General features: G+C 61.3%; 14 protein-coding genes. 10 read left to right on the top strand and 4 right to left on the bottom strand.

Going from position 1 to position 17,285, the window contains the following annotated elements; all coding sequences use genetic code 11:
- Nucleotides 1-14 precede the first annotated feature (14 nt).
- Together ABFB52_RS17195 and ABFB52_RS17190 are read left to right on the top strand one after the other, a co-directional pair.
- Entirely contained in the window at nucleotides 15-581 is a 567-nt protein-coding gene (locus ABFB52_RS17195; RefSeq protein WP_102687084.1) for a MarR family transcriptional regulator, read from the top strand.
- A 183-nt stretch (nucleotides 582-764) separates the two neighbouring features.
- Nucleotides 765-1,370, top strand: coding sequence for a DUF6338 family protein (locus tag ABFB52_RS17190; RefSeq protein ID WP_129973445.1), 606 nt, complete (start codon nucleotides 765-767; stop codon nucleotides 1,368-1,370).
- Between the two features lie 142 nt (nucleotides 1,371-1,512).
- On the opposite strand, the gene ABFB52_RS17185 is transcribed toward ABFB52_RS17190, so the two are convergent.
- A complete protein-coding gene (locus ABFB52_RS17185) occupies nucleotides 1,513-2,412 on the bottom strand; it encodes a LysR substrate-binding domain-containing protein (RefSeq protein WP_129973444.1) in 900 nt (299 codons plus the stop codon).
- A gap of 126 nt (nucleotides 2,413-2,538) precedes the next feature.
- Here ABFB52_RS17185 and ABFB52_RS17180 point away from each other — a divergent pair, with 126 nt between their 5' ends.
- Complete coding sequence (locus tag ABFB52_RS17180) at nucleotides 2,539-3,906, top strand: MFS transporter (protein WP_129973443.1); 1,368 nt, start codon at nucleotides 2,539-2,541, stop codon at nucleotides 3,904-3,906.
- A gap of 24 nt (nucleotides 3,907-3,930) precedes the next feature.
- Nucleotides 3,931-5,205, top strand: a complete 1,275-nt coding sequence (locus tag ABFB52_RS17175) for a glucarate dehydratase family protein (RefSeq protein WP_129973442.1) — start codon at nucleotides 3,931-3,933, stop codon at nucleotides 5,203-5,205.
- Nucleotides 5,206-5,247: 42 nt separating this feature from the next.
- Here ABFB52_RS17175 and ABFB52_RS17170 read toward each other — a convergent pair whose 3' ends face one another.
- A complete protein-coding gene (locus ABFB52_RS17170) occupies nucleotides 5,248-6,132 on the bottom strand; it encodes a LysR substrate-binding domain-containing protein (RefSeq protein ID WP_129973441.1) in 885 nt (294 codons plus the stop codon).
- Between the two features lie 159 nt (nucleotides 6,133-6,291).
- Here ABFB52_RS17170 and ABFB52_RS17165 point away from each other — a divergent pair, with 159 nt between their 5' ends.
- Both ABFB52_RS17165 and ABFB52_RS17160 read left to right on the top strand, forming a co-directional pair.
- The gene (locus ABFB52_RS17165) at nucleotides 6,292-9,321 is read left to right on the top strand and encodes an FAD-binding and (Fe-S)-binding domain-containing protein (protein WP_129973440.1); all 3,030 of its coding nucleotides are present in this window, start codon (nucleotides 6,292-6,294) and stop codon (nucleotides 9,319-9,321) included.
- Nucleotides 9,322-9,436: 115 nt separating this feature from the next.
- Nucleotides 9,437-10,606 (top strand): DUF1624 domain-containing protein, encoded by a 1,170-nt coding sequence (locus ABFB52_RS17160; RefSeq protein WP_129973457.1) that lies wholly within the window; start codon nucleotides 9,437-9,439, stop codon nucleotides 10,604-10,606.
- Between the two features lie 6 nt (nucleotides 10,607-10,612).
- On the opposite strand, the gene ABFB52_RS17155 is transcribed toward ABFB52_RS17160, so the two are convergent.
- On the bottom strand, nucleotides 10,613-11,518 hold the full coding sequence (locus ABFB52_RS17155; protein ID WP_129973439.1) for a LysR family transcriptional regulator: 906 nt from the start codon (nucleotides 11,516-11,518) through the stop codon (nucleotides 10,613-10,615).
- A gap of 130 nt (nucleotides 11,519-11,648) precedes the next feature.
- Here ABFB52_RS17155 and ABFB52_RS17150 point away from each other — a divergent pair, with 130 nt between their 5' ends.
- Complete coding sequence (locus tag ABFB52_RS17150) at nucleotides 11,649-12,479, top strand: oxidoreductase (protein WP_129973438.1); 831 nt, start codon at nucleotides 11,649-11,651, stop codon at nucleotides 12,477-12,479.
- Between the two features lie 76 nt (nucleotides 12,480-12,555).
- On the top strand, nucleotides 12,556-14,088 hold the full coding sequence (locus ABFB52_RS17145; RefSeq protein ID WP_129973437.1) for an MFS transporter: 1,533 nt from the start codon (nucleotides 12,556-12,558) through the stop codon (nucleotides 14,086-14,088).
- 48 nt (nucleotides 14,089-14,136) lie between these two features.
- On the opposite strand, the gene ABFB52_RS17140 is transcribed toward ABFB52_RS17145, so the two are convergent.
- Nucleotides 14,137-15,528 (bottom strand): aldehyde dehydrogenase family protein, encoded by a 1,392-nt coding sequence (locus tag ABFB52_RS17140; protein ID WP_129973436.1) that lies wholly within the window; start codon nucleotides 15,526-15,528, stop codon nucleotides 14,137-14,139.
- A gap of 103 nt (nucleotides 15,529-15,631) precedes the next feature.
- On the opposite strand from ABFB52_RS17140, the gene ABFB52_RS17135 reads away from it, so the two are divergent.
- Both ABFB52_RS17135 and ABFB52_RS17130 read left to right on the top strand, forming a co-directional pair.
- Nucleotides 15,632-16,513, top strand: a complete 882-nt coding sequence (locus ABFB52_RS17135; RefSeq protein ID WP_007950470.1) for a LysR family transcriptional regulator — start codon at nucleotides 15,632-15,634, stop codon at nucleotides 16,511-16,513.
- A gap of 88 nt (nucleotides 16,514-16,601) precedes the next feature.
- Nucleotides 16,602-17,264, top strand: coding sequence for a M24 family metallopeptidase (locus tag ABFB52_RS17130; protein ID WP_129973435.1), 663 nt, complete (start codon nucleotides 16,602-16,604; stop codon nucleotides 17,262-17,264).
- The last annotated feature ends 21 nt before the right edge of the window (nucleotides 17,265-17,285 follow it).

Here is a 17,285-nt window from a genome sequence, read left to right as displayed (position 1 = left end):
CATTGAAACAGGCGATGACCGTGTTGTTTGACCTGCTGGAAAGATTGTCGAGCCTGACCCGGGTGTGGTTTCGCGAGCACCCGCTGCTGGCCGAACTGCAACCGATTCAACTCAGCGCGCTGCTGTATCTGGCGCGTTGCAACCGCTATTCGAATACGCCGCTGGCGGTCACCGATTACCTCGGCCTGACCAAGGGCACCGTGTCGCAGTCGCTCAAGGCGCTGGAGACCCATGGTTTTCTGACCAAGGTTCCGGACGCCCGAGACAAACGCAGCGTGCATCTGGAATTGACGACCACTGCACGCGAGCTGATCGACGCAGTGATGCCGCCGGATTTCCTGAGCAATGCCGCGCAACGCATGGGCGCGCGTGCCGGCGATCTGGAAGGCTTGTTGCTGGAGTTGCTGCGCAACATTCAACACAGCGAAAACGTACCCAGTTACGGGCTTTGCCGGACTTGTCGCTTCCACCAGACATCGACTGCCGGCGCCGTCTGCGGATTGACCGGCGAAGCGTTGGCCCCGCCGGAAATCGAACTGATCTGTCGCGAGCATCGGTTACCTGAAGAAATCCCTGTTTAATCTTCTTTGTGCCACGGCTGTGACTAATCCTCACGGCTCCCTGTTTTCTCTACGATGCGTAATGCCCCGTGACACTTGATCGCAAGCGTCTTTCCAGCGTGCACTAGGCTTTGAATGCCGGCCCATTACGGGCCGGCATTGCTGTTTCTGGAGGATTGTTTTTGATTCAAGGAGCGACCGATCATGGATGATCTGGTGAAAGAAGTGATTCCGCTGTTGCAGTACCTGATCCCGGGGTTTGTCTCGGCCTGGATTTTCTACACCCTGACGGCGTTCAAACGGCCGGATACGTTCGGGCAGATTGTGCAGGCGTTGATTTTCACGTTTGTGATTCACGGGATGGTGTTGGGGGTTGGAGCGGTTTGTGTGTGGGTGGGGGAGAAGGGGTTTTCTGTAGGGAAGTGGGATGCGAAGGCTGAAGCGTTGTGGGCATTTTTTGCATCGCTGGTACTCGGGTTGTTGGCCTGTTGCCTGTCAGCGAATGGCAAGTTACATGGTTGGTTGCGCAGCAGAAACGTCACGAAACAATCTTCCTACCCCAGTCAATGGTTCAGCGCATTTGCGAAATATGATCGCGTTATCACCCTGCATTTGGATGATGAAAGGCGCGTTCTAGGGTGGCCGGTGGACTGGCCACCCGAGTCAACCAGCGGGCAGTTTGTGATGCAGTATCCCTGCTGGATCAACGAGGATGGAACGGAGGTGCCTATTAGTGCGGAATTTTTGTTGATAGATTCCACAAGGGTTAAATGGGTTGAATTCAGCCCTGTATCAGAGGGTTCATCATGACCGCCAGAGCATCACAACCAATACCGCCACATATAAAGCGTCTTTTTGTAGGGCCGGACGGAAAGCGGCTGGAGAAACCATTGATCGAGGCATCAAAGGCACCTCCTCCGCCGAAGTACCCTCCATATCCTCATACCCATTCCTAGCCCCATCCATCCTTCACCGCCCGGCGAATGCCCTCCAGCAACATCGCAAACGCCGGGTTGTCGTTGTTCTCCCGCCAGATCAGATGCAGCTCGCTCTGCACCCCTTCGCCCAGATCGATCTCGCGAAACACCACATTCCTGAACACCACACTGGTCGCGCAACGCGGCACCAGCGCCAGCCCCATGCCCGCGTTGACCAGCGCCAGAATCGTCAGCGAAGACCCCAGCCACTGCACGTAATCCGGCGCGACCTGGGCCGAGCGCAGCATGCCGGTCAGCAATTCGTTGAACGGCGGATAGGCCGCGTGGGAATACATCAGGAACGGCTGCCCATCCAGATCCTTCACTGAAACGTCGTCTGCCTCCGCCAGTCGATGGCCGCTCGGCACCGCCAGCACAAACGGCTCGCGCACCAGGCATTCGGTGGCGTAACCCGGCTCGAGCAACGGCGCGCGGACGATGCCCAGGTCGATGCGACGGGCACGCAGGGCTTCGTGTTGCTGATAGGTGTTCATTTCAGTCAGGTCGATCTTCACCTGCGGCTGCTTGAGGCGCGCCTCGGCGATGACCTTGGGCAGAAACTCGTACACCGCGCTGCCGACAAAACTGATGTTCACCGAACCGATATCGCCCTCGGCAAAGCGCCGGGCGGTGACGGCAGCCTGTTGCGCGCGTTCGAGCAGATTCTGCGCTTCGATGAAAAACGCCCGGCCGGCGGCGGTGAGCGCGACACTGCGCGTGCTGCGGGTAAACAGTTCGACGCCCAGATGATGTTCCAGTAACTGGATCTGCCGGCTGAGTGGCGGCTGGGTCATGTTCAACCGCTCGGCGGCGCGGCGGAAGTTGAGTTCGGTGGCGACGGTGGTGAAGCAGCGCAGTTGGGTCAATTCGAACATTGATCTAATCCAGGTATCAATCGAATGCCAGGTTAGATTAGACGGGATCAATTGCCCCGTCCATGATCGCTCTACGCCTCAAAGGCCACCGCTATCCCTACAAAAACAAAGATCGGGAGTCGCCCCTTGAATACCCTCCAGAGTCCGCCGGACATCACGGTACTCGCCCGCGCCGCTGCCAAGGTCAAGCGCCATGTGCTGCCGTTGTTCGTGGTGATGTTCATCGTCAATTACATCGACCGGGTCAACATCGGTTTCGTGCGCAGTCATCTGGAAACCGATCTGGGTATTGGCGCCGCTGCCTATGGCCTTGGCGCCGGTTTGTTTTTCATCGGTTACGCCTTGTTTGAAGTGCCGTCCAACATGCTTCTGCAACGCTACGGCGCCCGCGTCTGGCTGACGCGGATCATGTTCACCTGGGGCGCAGCGGCGATGGCCATGGCGTTCGTCAAAGGCGAAACCAGTTTCTACGTGCTGCGCTTCATCCTGGGCGCTGCCGAGGCCGGGTTCTTCCCTGGAATCATCTATTACTTCACCCAATGGCTGCCGGCCTCGGAGCGCGGCAAGACCATGGCGGTGTTTCTCAGCGGTTCGGCGATTGCTTCGGTGATATCCGGCCCGGTGTCCGGCGCGCTGTTGCATATCAGCGGTCTGGGCCTGCACGGCTGGCAATGGATGTTCCTGATCGAAGGCGCCGCGTCGGTGGTGCTCTGCGGGTTTGTCTGGTTCTGGCTGCAATCCCATCCGCGCCAGGCCAAGTGGCTGAGCGAAGAGGAGCGCGAGGCGCTGGTGGCCGCGATCGCCGAGGAGCAGCGTGCCCGCGAAGCAACCCACGTCGCCAAACCTTCGATGTTCAAACTGTTGGCTGACCGGCAGATCGCGCTGTTCTGCTTCATCTACTTCTCTATCGCCCTGACGATCTACGGTGCCACCTTCTGGCTGCCGAGCATGATCAAGAAAATGGGCAACCTCGGCGATTTCCAGGTCGGACTTCTCAACTCGGTGCCGTGGATCATTTCCATCGTCGCGATGTACGGCTTTGCGGCGCTGGCCGGCAAGTGGAAATTCCAGCAGGCGTGGGTCGCGCTGACTCTGGTGATCGCCGCGTTCGGCATGTTCATGTCCACCACCGGAGGGCCGATTTTCGCCTTCGTCGCGATCTGTTTTGCGGCCATCGGTTTCAAGGCGGCTTCGGCGCTGTTCTGGCCGATTCCGCAAAGCTATCTGGATGCGCGCATCGCGGCGGCGGTGATCGCGCTGATCAACTCCATCGGCAATCTGGGTGGCTTCGTTGCGCCGACCGCGTTCGGTTTTCTGGAGCAGACCACCGGCTCCATCGAGGGCGGCCTGTATGGTCTGGCCGCAACTTCGCTGGTGGCAGCAGTGGTGATTTTCTTCGCCCGCATGGCGCCCGGCACCAAAGGCAAAACCCCGGCAAAGCCTGAACCCGAGACCGCCGTTGCGCCGACGGCCAATCCGGTGGCGAGCCACTGATTCCGACTCAACAGGAGCGTCATTTTGAAAATTACTCGTGTCACCGTCACTCCGATCGCTTTCCGTGATCCGCCGCTGCTCAACGCCAGTGGCATCCACGAACCGTTTGCCCTGCGCTCGATCATCGAGATCGAGAGCGACAACGGTTACATCGGCCTCGGCGAAAGCTATGGCGATGCCCCGGCGCTGGCGATCCAGCAACAGTTGCAATCGCAGTTGATCGGCCTCAATCCGTTCAACCTCAGTCAGTTGCGTCGCATCGTTCAGGCCACGGTCGCTGCCAACAAACCGGCCAGTCTGGCGGGTGCCGAACTGGCGCCCGGTTCTCACGCCAGTAAAGCGGTAAGCAATGCGTATTCGGCGTTCGAAGTGGCGTTCCTCGACTTACAGGCGCGTTACCTGAATGTGCCCCTGGTGGATCTGCTGGGTGGGGCGGTGCGTGATGAAGTGCCGTTCAGTGCCTACCTGTTTTTCAAGTATGCGCAGCACGTTGATTCACCGTACAAACCGGACAACTGGGGCGAGGCGCTGAATGAACAGCAGATCGTCGCCCAGGCCGCGCGAATGATCGAGGCTTATGGCTTCAAGAGCATCAAACTCAAGGCCGGCACGTTGCCGCCGGAACACGAAGTGGCGTGCATCAAGGCGCTGAAAAAGGCCTTTCCCGGTTATCCGCTGCGCATCGATCCCAACGGCAACTGGTCGCTGGAAACCTCGATCCGCATGGCCGAGTTGCTGGGTGATGACCTGCAGTATTACGAAGACCCGACCCCGGGCCTCGAAGGGATGGCCGAACTGCACAAACGCACCGGGCTGCCGCTGGCGACCAACATGGTGGTCACCGATTTCGACGAATTCCGCCGTAGCGTCGCGTTGAACAGCGTGCAGATTGTCCTCGCCGATCACCATTACTGGGGCGGCCTGCGCGACACCCAGACCCTGGCGAAAATGTGCGACACCTTCGGCCTCGGCGTGTCGATGCATTCCAACTCACACCTGGGCATCAGCCTGATGGCGATGGCTCACGTGGCGGCCGCCGTGCCGAATCTGGACTACGCCTGCGACACCCATTACCCGTGGCAGGAACCGGATGAAGAGGTGATCAAGGGTGGCAAACTGCCGATCGTCGACGGCTGCGTGAAGATCACGCGTGCACCGGGCCTGGGGCTGGAACTGGATCACGATCAACTGGGCAAGCTGCATGACCAGTACCTGACCTGCGGCATTCGCCAGCGCGATGATGTGCGGCAGATGCAGCGCTACAAACCTGACTGGAAAGCGCTGAAGCCGCGGTTCTGATCGAGCAAAACCAGAGGGCGCCAAACGGCGCCCTCTGTTGTTTCAGAGCGTACGCATCAACCAGTCGCGAAACGCCTTCAGCGACGCCAGCGACTCATTGCGCGCCGGGTACACCAGGTAATAGCTGCGCCGGCTGCTGATCGGTTCGCCCAGTTGCAGCAGCTCGCCGTTGTGCAACTCATCCTCCACCAGAATCCTCGGCACCAGCCCGATGCCGATATTGGCGCGCACCGCCTGGATCAGGTGCGAGGTCATCTCGAAACTCGGGCCGATGCGCATGCTGCGATGGGGCAGGGCGTGATGGCTGAACCACTCGGACCAGGCCTGAGCGTTGCTGCTGACGTTGAGCAGCAGTTGCCCGGCGATATCCTTGTCGGCAGTGAGACGTTCGGTATCGGACAACTGCGTGCTGGCGATCACCACCAATTCTTCAGTGTGCAGGCGGTGGGCGGTCAGCCCCGGCCAGTCACCGCCGCCGACGCAAATCGCCGCGTCGATTTCGCTGGTGTCGAAGTCGATCGTTTCGATGCGTGAATGCAGGTGCACGGTCATGCCCGGGTGCGCGGTGTAGAAGTCCTTCAAGCGCGGCAGCAGCCATTTGGAGCCGAAGGTCGGCAGGGTCGCCAGGCGCAAACTGTGAATCCCCGAGCCAAACGCCATGGCCTGCAAGGTCGCACTGCGGATCTGCCCGAGGGCTTCGGACAGCTCGCGCTGGTACATGCGCCCGACGTCGGTAAGGATCACCCGCCGGCCTTCGCGGCTGAACAGGCGCATCCCGAGCATCTTTTCCAGTATCTGCACCTGACGGCTGACCGCACTCTGAGTCAGCGACAGTTCGTGAGCGGCGCGGGTGTAGCTTTCATGGCGTGCGGCGGCTTCAAATGCCAGCAGCAACGACATCGAGGGAGTGAGGGTTCGCGGATTCATTCGTTTTAGTCATGGATTGCGGGTCGATTTTACGGTTGTCCCGGTGTCACTCTGCAATGAACATAAGGCCTATGAGATGGCGGGAGCGTGACGCAATCATTCATTGCGCACAACTGTTCACCGCCACACGGCCCGTTTTTGACCGAGATTGCCCTTCCGATGATTGCCCAGCTGTCGCCTTCCACCGCGCTGAACACCGATTACCAACAGTTTCTCAAAGCCCTTGAAACCGGCGGTTTTCGCGGCGAAATCAGTGCCGACTACGCCAGCCGCGTGGTGCTGGCCACTGACAACTCGATCTACCAGCGCTTGCCGCAAGCGGCGGTATTCCCGCGTGACGCCGACGACGTGGCGCTGCTGGCGCGCCTGATCGCCGAACCGGCGTACCAGAAAGTGGTGATCACGCCTCGCGGCGGCGGCACCGGTACCAACGGCCAGTCGTTGACCGATGGCATCGTCGTCGACTTGTCGCGGCACATGAACCGCATCCTCGAAATCAACGTTGAACAGCGTTGGGTGCGGGTGCAGGCCGGTGTGGTGAAGGACCAACTGAACGCCGCCCTGAAATCCGCCGGGCTGTTTTTCGCCCCGGAACTGTCGACCTCGAACCGTGCCACCGTCGGCGGCATGATCAACACCGACGCCAGCGGCCAGGGCAGCTGCACTTACGGCAAGACCCGCGACCACGTGCTGGAGTTGAACATGGTCCTGCGCGGTGGCGAGCGCTTGCACGGCCGCCCGCTGGAAGAAAGCGAACTGGCAGCGGAATGCGCCCGCGAGGGCCGGGCCGGCGAGGTGTATCGCTGCGCGCGGCAGATCATCGATGAGCAGCGCGAGCTGATCCGGGAAACCTTCCCCGATCTCAACCGCTGCCTGACCGGCTACGACCTCGCGCACCTGCGCGAGGCCGACAATCGTTTCAACCTCAACAGCGTGCTGTGCGGCGCCGAGGGTTCGCTGGGGTTTGTGGTCGAGGCCAAACTCAACGTATTGCCGATCCCCAAGCACACGATGCTGGTGAACATTCGCTACGCCGGCTTCATGGATGCCTTGCGCGATGCCCGGGCGCTGATGGCGCTCAAGCCGCTGTCGATTGAAACCGTCGACTCCAAAGTGCTGTTGCTGGCGATGCAGGACATTGTCTGGCATGGCGTCGCCGAGTACTTTCCGGAAAGCGCCGAGCGGCCGACGCTGGGGATCAACCTGGTGGAGTTCTGCGGCGACGATCCCGAGGAGCTGCAACGCCGGGTCGAAGCCTTCGTCCAGCACTTGGGCAACGACGCCACGGTCGAGCGACTGGGGCATACGCTGGCCGTCGGGCATGCGGCGGTGAATCGCGTCTACGGCATGCGCAAACGCGCAGTGGGTCTGCTCGGCAACGTCGCCGGTGAAGCGCGGCCACAGCCGTTTGTCGAAGACACCGCCGTGCCGCCACAGCACCTGGCCGAGTACATCGCCGAGTTGCGCGACCTGCTCGACAGCCACCAATTGCAGTACGGCATGTTTGGTCACGTCGATGCCGGCGTGCTGCACGTACGGCCGATTCTCGACATGAAGGATCCGCAACAAGCTGCACTGGTGCGCCCGGTGTCGGACGGCGTCGCCGCGTTGACCCAGCGTTACGGCGGCCTGCTGTGGGGCGAGCACGGCAAGGGCCTGCGTTCGGAATATGCGCCGGCGTTCTTCGGTGAGTTGTACCCGGCGTTGCAAGCCTTGAAGGCGGCGTTCGATCCGTTCAACCAGTTCAACCCCGGCAAGATCGCCACGCCGAACATTCCCGGCGCTGTATTGTTGAAGATTGACGAAGTGACCCTGCGCGGCGAACTCGATCGGCAGATCGACGAAAAAGTCTGGCAGGACTACGGCGCGGCGATGCACTGCAACGGCAACGGCGCCTGCTACAACTTCGATCCCGACGACGCCATGTGCCCGTCGTGGAAAGCCACCCGCCAGCGCGCGCAATCGCCCAAGGGCCGCGCTTCGCTGATTCGCGAATGGCTGCGTTTGCAGGGCGAGGCGGGTGTTGATGTGTTGGCCGATGCCAGCCGCCGTCCGCCGTTTTTCAGCACATTGCTGCAGCGCTGGCGCAACAGTCGTGCGCAGGAACAGGACTTCTCCCACGAGGTGTACGACGCCATGGCCGGCTGCCTGGCGTGCAAGTCCTGCGCGGGGCAGTGCCCGGTGAAAGTGAACGTGCCGGACTTCCGCTCGCGGTTTCTCGAGCTGTACCACACCCGTTATCTGCGGCCGGCGCGGGATTATCTGATCGCCTCGCTGGAGTACACGATTCCGTACATGGCGCGGATTCCGTTGCTCTACAACGGCGTGATGGGCGCCTCGTTCAGCCGGCGCTTGATCGAGCGCCTTGGCGGCATGGTCGATGTGCCGTTGCTCAGCCGTTTCGATTTTTATGCGGCGATGCGTCGCTGGCAGGTTCAGCCGGCGTCGGTCGAGGTACTTTCGGCGCTGACCCAGGCGCAACGTGAACGCAGCGTGGTGCTGGTGCAGGACGCGTTCACGCGGTATTTCGAGGCGCCGCTGCTGGCGGATCTGATCGAGCTGATTTCGCGTCTCGGTTATCAGGTTTATCTGGCGCCGTTCTGTGCCAACGGCAAGCCGCTGCACGTGCAGGGTTTCCTGTCGGCGTTCAATCGCGCGGCGTTGCGCAATGCCGGGCAGTTGCGCGCGCTGGCCGAGATCGGGGTGCCGTTGGTGGGGCTCGATCCGGCGATGACTCTGGTCTATCGCCAGGAATATCTGAAAGTGCCGGGGATGGAGAAATGCCCGGAGGTGGCACTGGTGCAGGAGTGGTTGCTCAAGGTCATGCCGGAGCAGGCCGATCAGCGCCGCGAGGACACCTTCCGCCTGCTGGCGCATTGCACCGAGAAAACCAACGCCCCGGCCGCCACCCGGCAATGGGAGCAGGTGTTCGAACGTGTCGGCCTGAAGCTGGCGACCCAGGCCACCGGGTGCTGTGGGATGTCCGGTACTTACGGACACGAAGCGCGCAATCGCGAGACGTCGGCAGTGATCTACGAGCAATCCTGGGCGAAGCAGATCGAGGCGCCGGTGGAGAAGGGCGAGGCGCTGGCCACCGGGTATTCCTGCCGCAGTCAGGTCAAGCGCCAGGCCGATCAACAGCTGCGTCATCCGTTGCAGGTCGTGCTGGAAATCCTGCGTACAGCGTGATCGCTATTTGAGAATCGCTGGCGATTGGATCGGTTTTTCATGTTATAAGGTAACGCAAATTATGCGACCGCTTTCGGGCGGTCGCATCGATCAACCTTTCGATTGCGATACCTCCATGACGATTGCGGTTCCCCGTTCTGCCCCCTTGGCGACTGGCCGGTTGCTGTCCATTGATGCGCTGCGTGGCCTAGTGATTCTGTTCATGTTGCTGGATCACGTGCGCGAAACCTTTCTGCTGCATCGACAGGTCAGCGACCCGATGGACATCGCCAGCACGGAACCGGCGCTGTTCTTCAGCCGCACCCTGGCACATCTGTGCGCGCCGGTGTTCGTGCTGCTGACCGGGTTGTCGGCGTGGCTGTTCGGCGAGAAGTACGACGGCAAGGCTGACGTCAGTGCCTTCCTGTTCAAGCGCGGTTTGTTTCTGGTGGCGCTCGAATTCACCCTGGTGAATTTCGCCTGGACGTTCCAGCTGCCGCCGACCGTGATCTACCTGCAAGTGATATGGGCGATCGGCCTGAGCATGATCGCGCTGTCGCTGCTGGTCTGGCTGCCACGCTGGCTGCTGCTGACGTTGAGCGTTGCGATCATCGCCGGGCACAACCTGCTCGACGGACTGCACTTCCCGACCGAGTCGGCACTGCACGTGCCATGGGCAATCCTGCATGACCGCGGTTGGATCGAGGCCGGCGAGACTTTGCGTCTGCGCACCTCGTACCCGTTGTTGCCGTGGATCGGCGTGATCGGGCTGGGTTACGCGCTGGGGCCGTGGTTCGCTCGCGCAGCCGATGCCGGCGTGCGCCAGCGCCGTTTGTTGATCGGTGGTGTCGCCGGGCTGCTGGGCTTTGTGGCACTGCGGCTGGTCAACGGTTACGGCGAGAAACCCTGGGCTTTCGGTGACAGCGGTGTGCAAACCCTGATGAGCTTTTTCAACATCACCAAATACCCGCCGTCGCTGTTGTTCATCACGTTGACGGTGAGTGTCGGGCTACTGCTGTTGCTGGTGTTCGAGCGCGCGCAGGATCGACGCTGGATTCGCTGGCTGACGGTGTTCGGCTCGGCGCCGATGTTTTTCTACCTGCTGCACCTGTACGCGCTGAAGGTGCTGTACCTGATTGGCGTGGCGCTGTTCGGGCTCAATCAGGGCACCTATTTCGGTTTCTCGTCGGTGACGGCGGTGTGGCTGGCGGCGATGGTGCTGGCGGTCGCTTTGTTCCCGGCCGTGCGCTGGTTTTCGGCACTGAAGGCCCGACGCCGTGACATCGCCTGGTTGAAGTATCTGTAGAACGGCTCAGCTCGTTTTGCCCTCGCGGGCATTGCGGACGAAGTCGATAAACGCCTTGAGCGGCGCCGGTACATGGCGTCGGCTCGGGTAGTACAGGTGCAGGCCGGGATAGTACGGACACCAGTCCGCCAGCACCTGCACCAGCCGTCCGCTCGCCAAGTGCTCGCGAGCCATGTCCTCGAACACATAGGCCAGTCCCAAGCCCTTCAACGCCGGGCCGATCATCAGGCTGACATCGCCCAGGGTCAGCGGGCCGTTGACCTCGATTTCCTGTTCTATACCACCCCGTTCGAATTCCCAGCGGTACATCGAGCCGCTCGGGAACCGATGTCGGATGCAGGGAAGGGCATGCAAATCTTCAGGTTTCTGTGGCGCGGGATGTCGTTCGAAAAAGCCGGGCGAGCCGACCACCACTGAACGCAGATTCGATCCGATGGGCATCGACACCATGTCAGCTTCCAGCCGGTTGCCGAAGCGTACACCTGCATCGAATCCGGAGGCGACGATATCCAGCAGCGCATCGCTCTCGACTACTTCCAGACGAATATCCGGGTAAATCTTCAGAAACTCGCTGGCTATAGGCAGCAGCACCAGCTCGCACGCCTGGCGCCCGGAGGTAATGCGCAGATTGCCCGAGGGCTTGTCGCGAAAGTGATTGAGGTCTTCAAGCGCATCTTCGATATCGCGAAACGCCGGTTTCAGCCGCGCATACAACCGTTCGCCCGCCTCGGTCAGAGCCACGCTGCGGGTGGTGCGATTGAACAGGCGCACGCCGAGGCGATTTTCCAGCGCTCGCAATGAATGGCTCAGCGCCGACGGCGTCAGGCCCAGATCCACCGCTGCACGGCTGAAATTCAGATGCTGGGCAATGCAGAGAAAGATCGACAGATCCGCCGTGGACGGGTTTTTCATTTGTGAGCACCTTTCACAAAGTTATGCAAATTTGTTGGGATTATCACATCAGTAGCACGGCTTTAAAGTCGACTCAACTCATCAAGAAGGCCCGGCAATCTCGCCCGGGTCACCGACAGGAGGAGTTGATATGCGTACCTGGCTGATTACCGGAGCTTCCCGTGGTTTTGGCACCCTTATCGCTGAGCAGGCCCTGCGTGCCGGTGACGCGGTGGTTGCCACCGCCCGCAACCCGCAAGACATCACCGACCGCCTCGGCGATCACCACAATCTGCTGGCGGTGCGCCTTGATGTCACCCGCGAAGAAGAAGCCCACCAAGCGGTGGCAGCAGGCATCAAGCGCTTCGGCCGCATCGACGTGCTGATCAACAATGCCGGCTTCGGCGTGCTGGGCGCCGTCGAAGAAACCAGCGCCAGCGAAACCGAGCGCCTGTTCGCCACCAACGTGTTCGGCCTGCTCAACGTCACCCGCGCCGTGCTGCCACATATGCGCGCCCAGCGCAGCGGAAGGGTCATCAACATCTCGTCGATTGGCGGTTATCAGGCCTACGTGGGCTGGGGCGTCTACGGCTCGACCAAGTTCGCGGTAGAAGGCATCAGCGAAGCGTTGCATCAGGAGCTGTCGCCGCTGGGCATTCATGCCACAGTGGTCGAACCGGGCTTCTTCCGCACCGACTTCCTCGACGAACAATCGCTGATCAAGACCGCGCTGGTACTGCCGGACTACGACGAAACCGTCGGCAAGATGCGCACGTTTGCCGAAGCGGCCAACCATGCACAACCGGGCGATCCGCTGAAGTTTGCCGAAGCGATGCTGGCGCTGGTCAACGCCCCGAACCCGCCGCAGCGGCTGGCGCTGGGCAGCGACACGATTGCGCGAATCGAAGCGAAGAACCGCTTGGTGGCGCAGGAGTTGGCCGAGTGGAATGAGCTGGCGTTGTCCACGGATTTCAAGGACTGACCTGGCCCCTCGTTGAAGCTATCGCAGGCTGCGCTCTATTGATCGCAGCCTGATTTTCTTTTCATTGGATGAAATCATGACAAACGTCTCCCAACACACTGGCGCGCGCGACAAGCTGCTGATCCTCGCGGCCATTTGCCTGTCGGCGCTGGTCCTTCCGTTAAGTTTTACCGGTGGCGCGGTGGCGACGCCGGCCATTGGCCGTGACCTGGGCGGCAGCCCGGTGGCGCTGACCTGGATCACCAATGCGTTCATGTTGTCGTTCGGCAGTCTGCTGATGGCGGCGGGGGCGTTGGCCGATGTCTATGGACGCAAGCGCCTGTTCACCGGCGGCATGCTGTTGTTCACCGCAGCGTCGATTGCCCAGAGCCTGGCACCTTCGGTGTTCTGGCTCGACGTGTTGCGGGCGATTCAGGGCGTAGCCGGTGCGGCGGCGCTGGCCAGTGGTTCGGCGGCGTTGGCGCAGGAATTCGAAGGCCATGCGCGCACCCGTGCGTACAGCATGCTCGGCACCACATTTGGTATCGGGCTGGCGTTCGGGCCACTGGTGGCCGGGGCGTTGATCGAGGCGTTCAACTGGCGCGCGATCTTTGTGTTCACTGCGCTGATCGGTGTAATCGCGATGGTTTTCGGCCTGCCGCGCATGCGTGAAACCCGCTACCCCGACGCCAGCGGTCTCGATTGGCCGGGCACTGTGACGTTCAGCTCGATGCTGGCGCTGTTCACGTTCGGTGTGATCCAGGCGCCCGAAAGCGGTTGGGGCAGTCCGTTGGTGGTCGGTCTGTTGGGTGCTTCGGCGTTGTTGCTGGCGCTGTTCGTCTTTATCGAAATGCGCGTCAAACGTCCAATGCTCGATCTGACGCTGTTCCGCTTTCCGCGCTTCGTCGGCGTGCAGATGCTGCCGATCGGCACCTGCTATTGCTACATCGTGCTGGTGGTCATGCTGCCGCTGCGCTTTATCGGTGTCGAAGGCTTGAGTGAAATCGATGCCGGTCTGCTGTTGCTGGCGCTGTCGGCGCCGATGCTGGTGGTGCCGATGCTGGCGGCGTCCATGACCCGGTTTGTCTCGGCCGGCATCCTGTCGGGCGTGGGCTTCCTGATTGCCGCCGTGGGGCTGCACTGGCTGAGCCTGTACAACGTCGGCGAGCCGAAATTTGCGCTGGTGGTGCCGATGGTATTGATCGGAATCGGCGCGGGTCTGCCGTGGGGCTTGATGGATGGACTGTCGGTGAGCGTGGTGCCGAAAGAGCGCGCCGGTATGGCGGCCGGGATTTTCAACACGGTACGGGTGGCGGGTGAAGGGATTGCACTGGCGAGCGTGGCGGCGATTCTTGCCTCGCTGCTGCATACCGATCTGCAGTCAGTGGCCAGCGGTGCAGACGCCGCGCTGATTGCGGAGACCGCCCACCGGGTGACCACGGGCGACATGGCGCATGCGATCAACACGGTTCCGGGCCTGGCCAATGAGCGTCTGGTTCAGGGTTACGCCTCGGCGTTCCAGTATATGCTGCACATCCTGACGATCATCACCCTGGTGTCGGCGGCTGTGGTGCTGGGGCTATTAAGCAAGGATCGGACGGTGTCGGAACCCCAACAGGCTGCGGCATAAATGAAAAAGCCCGGAAGCGCAAAACGCTTCCGGGCTTTTTTCATTGGATCAACGGCGATCCAGCCACACCGTCTGCGCATTGCAGAACTCGCGAACGCCGAAGTGCGACAGCTCACGGCCGAAACCGCTTTTCTTCACGCCGCCGAAGGTCACGCGCGGGTCGCTGGCGGAGTAGCCATTGATGAACACGCCGCCGGTTTCCAGTTCGCTGGTCAGTTGCTGGGCCAGGGCGACGTTGGCGGTGTAGATCGTGGCGGTCAGGCCGAACTCGCTGTCGTTGGCCAGGGCCACGGCGTGGGCGCAATCGCGGGCGGTGATGATCGAGGCCACCGGGCCGAACAGTTCCTGCTTGAACGAGGTCATGCGATCGGTGACGTCGGCCAGTACGGTCGGCTCGTAGTAGTTGCCCGAACCCTCTACTTTGCCGCCGCCGAGCAGCAGGGTGGCGCCTTCTTCCAGGGTGTCGCGCACTTGTTGATCCAGTTCGTCGCGCAGATCGAAACGGGCCATCGGGCCGATGTAGTTGTCGGCGGACAAAGGATCGCCCATCTTCAGCTGGCGGGTGGCTTCGACGAATTTGCGGGTGAATTCTTCAACCACACCTTCTTCGATGATCAGGCGTTTGGCGGCGGCGCAGACCTGGCCGGAGTTCTGGTAACGACCGATGACTGCGGCTTGCACGGCTTCGTCGATATCGGCGTCGTTGAGCACGATGAACGGGTCGGAACCGCCCAGCTCCAGCACGCATTTCTTCAGCGCGGCACCGGCCTGTGCGCCGATGGCCATGCCGGCACGGACGCTGCCGGTCAGGGTTACAGCGGCAATGCGCGGGTCAGCAATGGCGGTGGACACGCCTTCCGGGGTGACGTTGATCACTTCGAACACGCCATCGGCAAAACCGGCGCGGGTGAAGGCGTCGCGCAGCAGATAGGCGCTGCCCATCACGTTCGGCGCATGCTTGAGCACGTAGGTGTTGCCAGCGATCAGTGCCGGGACGGCACCGCGCAGCACTTGCCAGATCGGGAAGTTCCACGGCATCACGGCGAGGATCGGGCCGAGCGGACGGTATTCGATGCGCGCCTTGCCGCCTTCGACCAGCGTCGCTTCGGCGTTGAGCATGGCCGGGCCGTGTTCGGCGTACCACTCGCAGAGCTTGGCGCATTTCTCGATTTCGCCACGGGCCTGGGCGATCGGCTTGCCCATTTCCTGGGTGATCATGGTCGCCATGGCTTCGCTGCTGTCACGCAGCGCGCCGGCCAGCGCAGTCAGGGCGCGGGAGCGATCTTGCAGCGGTTTGCGTTTCCACTTGTTGAAGCCGAAGGCGGTGCGGGTCAGTGCAGCGTCGAGGGCTTCGGCGGATTCGAAGGCGTAGTGACCGATCTGCTCGCCGGTGGCGGGGTTGATCGAGATGGCGTGGGTCTGGCTGGAAATCGGGCTCATGGCATCGTCCTGCGAGGTCAGTGGATGCGCTCAGAGTAGGGTGGCGTTTGGTTTCTGGAAACTGAATAATAAAGAGCGTTTCTTTCACGATTGGAGAATGACTGTGGATCTGGTGCAACTGGAAATCTTCAAGGCCGTTGCCGAGCACGGCAGCATCAGTGCTGCGGCGGCGCAGATCCATCGCGTGCCGTCGAACCTGACGACCCGCATCAAGCAGTTGGAGGAAGATCTGGGCGTCGACCTGTTCATCCGCGAGAAAAGCCGCTTGCGCCTGTCGCCGGCCGGCTGGAGTTTTCTCGAGTACGCACGGCGCATTCTCGACCTGGTGCAGGAAGCGCGCGCCACCGTCGCTGGCGAGGAACCGCAAGGCGCGTTCCCGTTGGGGTCGCTGGAAAGTACGGCGGCTGTGCGGATTCCCGGTTTGCTGGCGACCTATAACCAACAACACCCGAAGGTCGATCTGGACCTGTCGACCGGGCCGTCCGGGACGATGATCGACGGTGTGCTTTCCGGGCGCCTGGCGGCTGCGTTCGTCGACGGCCCGGTCCTGCACCCGGCGCTGGAGGGCATCCCGGCGTTCGAAGAAGAAATGGTCATCATCTCGCCACTGCATCACGGGCCGATCCAGCGCGCGGCGGACGTGAACGGCGAGAACATCTATGCATTCCGCTCGAACTGCTCCTATCGCCATCACTTCGAAAAATGGTTCAGCACTGATGCTGCCGTGCCCGGCAAGATTTTTGAAATGGAGTCTTATCACGGCATGCTCGCCTGCGTCAGTGCCGGCGCCGGCCTAGCCCTGATGCCGCGCAGCATGCTGCAAAGCATGCCCGGCTGCGCGACGGTCAGCGTATGGCCGCTGGCGTCGGATTTTCGCTATCTGACGACGTGGCTGGTATGGCGGCGGGGTACGGTTTCGCGCAGTCTGAGCATGTTTGTGCGCTTGCTGGAAGAGCGCGGTGTGGTGCGCGCAGAAGAGAATTGACACGTTGTGTCATGGTTGTATCTTAGGCGTCCTGTTTCGCAATATAAAAAACTATACAGCGCTAACGATTAGCCAGAAGGAATCAGCGATGACCACAGCCCTGAGCGGAAAAGAAGCGGTAGGTGAGCGTTTTGTGCTGGAAACCATGCGCCACGCCCAGCAGTTGACCTGGAAGGCCGTGGACGAGATCGCCAAGGCGATCAAACCCGGGATGCTCGAGTCGGAAGCCCATGCACGGGGCAAGGAAATCCTCGTTGAGCTGGGCATGGACCGGATCTGGCATCCGCTGCTGATCCGCTTCGGCGCCAACACGTTGAAGACCTTCAAGGAGCGTTCCGACGGCGATCCGGTGCTGGGCGAGAACGACATTTTCTTCATCGACATGGGCGTGGTCTGGGAAGGTCACGAAGGCGATGCCGGGGCGACGTATGTCACCGGTTCCGATCCGCAGATGATTGCCTGCGCAGCGGCCTCTAAAGAACTCTTCGACAAGGTCGAAGCCTTCTGGCGTCAGGGCGTGACCGGTGTCGAGCTGTACCGTTACGCCACCGATCAGGCCGAGACGATGGGCTGGAAGCTGAATCTGGACATCAAGGGCCACCGGGTCAGCGATTTCCCTCACGCGATTTATCGGGGTGGCAATCTGGGTGACTTCGATCAGGCTCCGAATGCCGGTGTGTGGATTCTGGAAATCCAGATTGAACACCCCGAGCTTCCGTACGGTGCTTTCTATGAAGACCTGCTCATCTGATTGAAAAGCTTGCCCGGTTCG

The organism is Pseudomonas sp. 9.2(2024) (assembly GCF_039695385.1).
GTDB classification, from domain to species: Bacteria; Pseudomonadota; Gammaproteobacteria; order Pseudomonadales; family Pseudomonadaceae; genus Aquipseudomonas; species Aquipseudomonas paraglycinae.
This window is presented reverse-complemented; position numbering and strand designations above follow the sequence as displayed.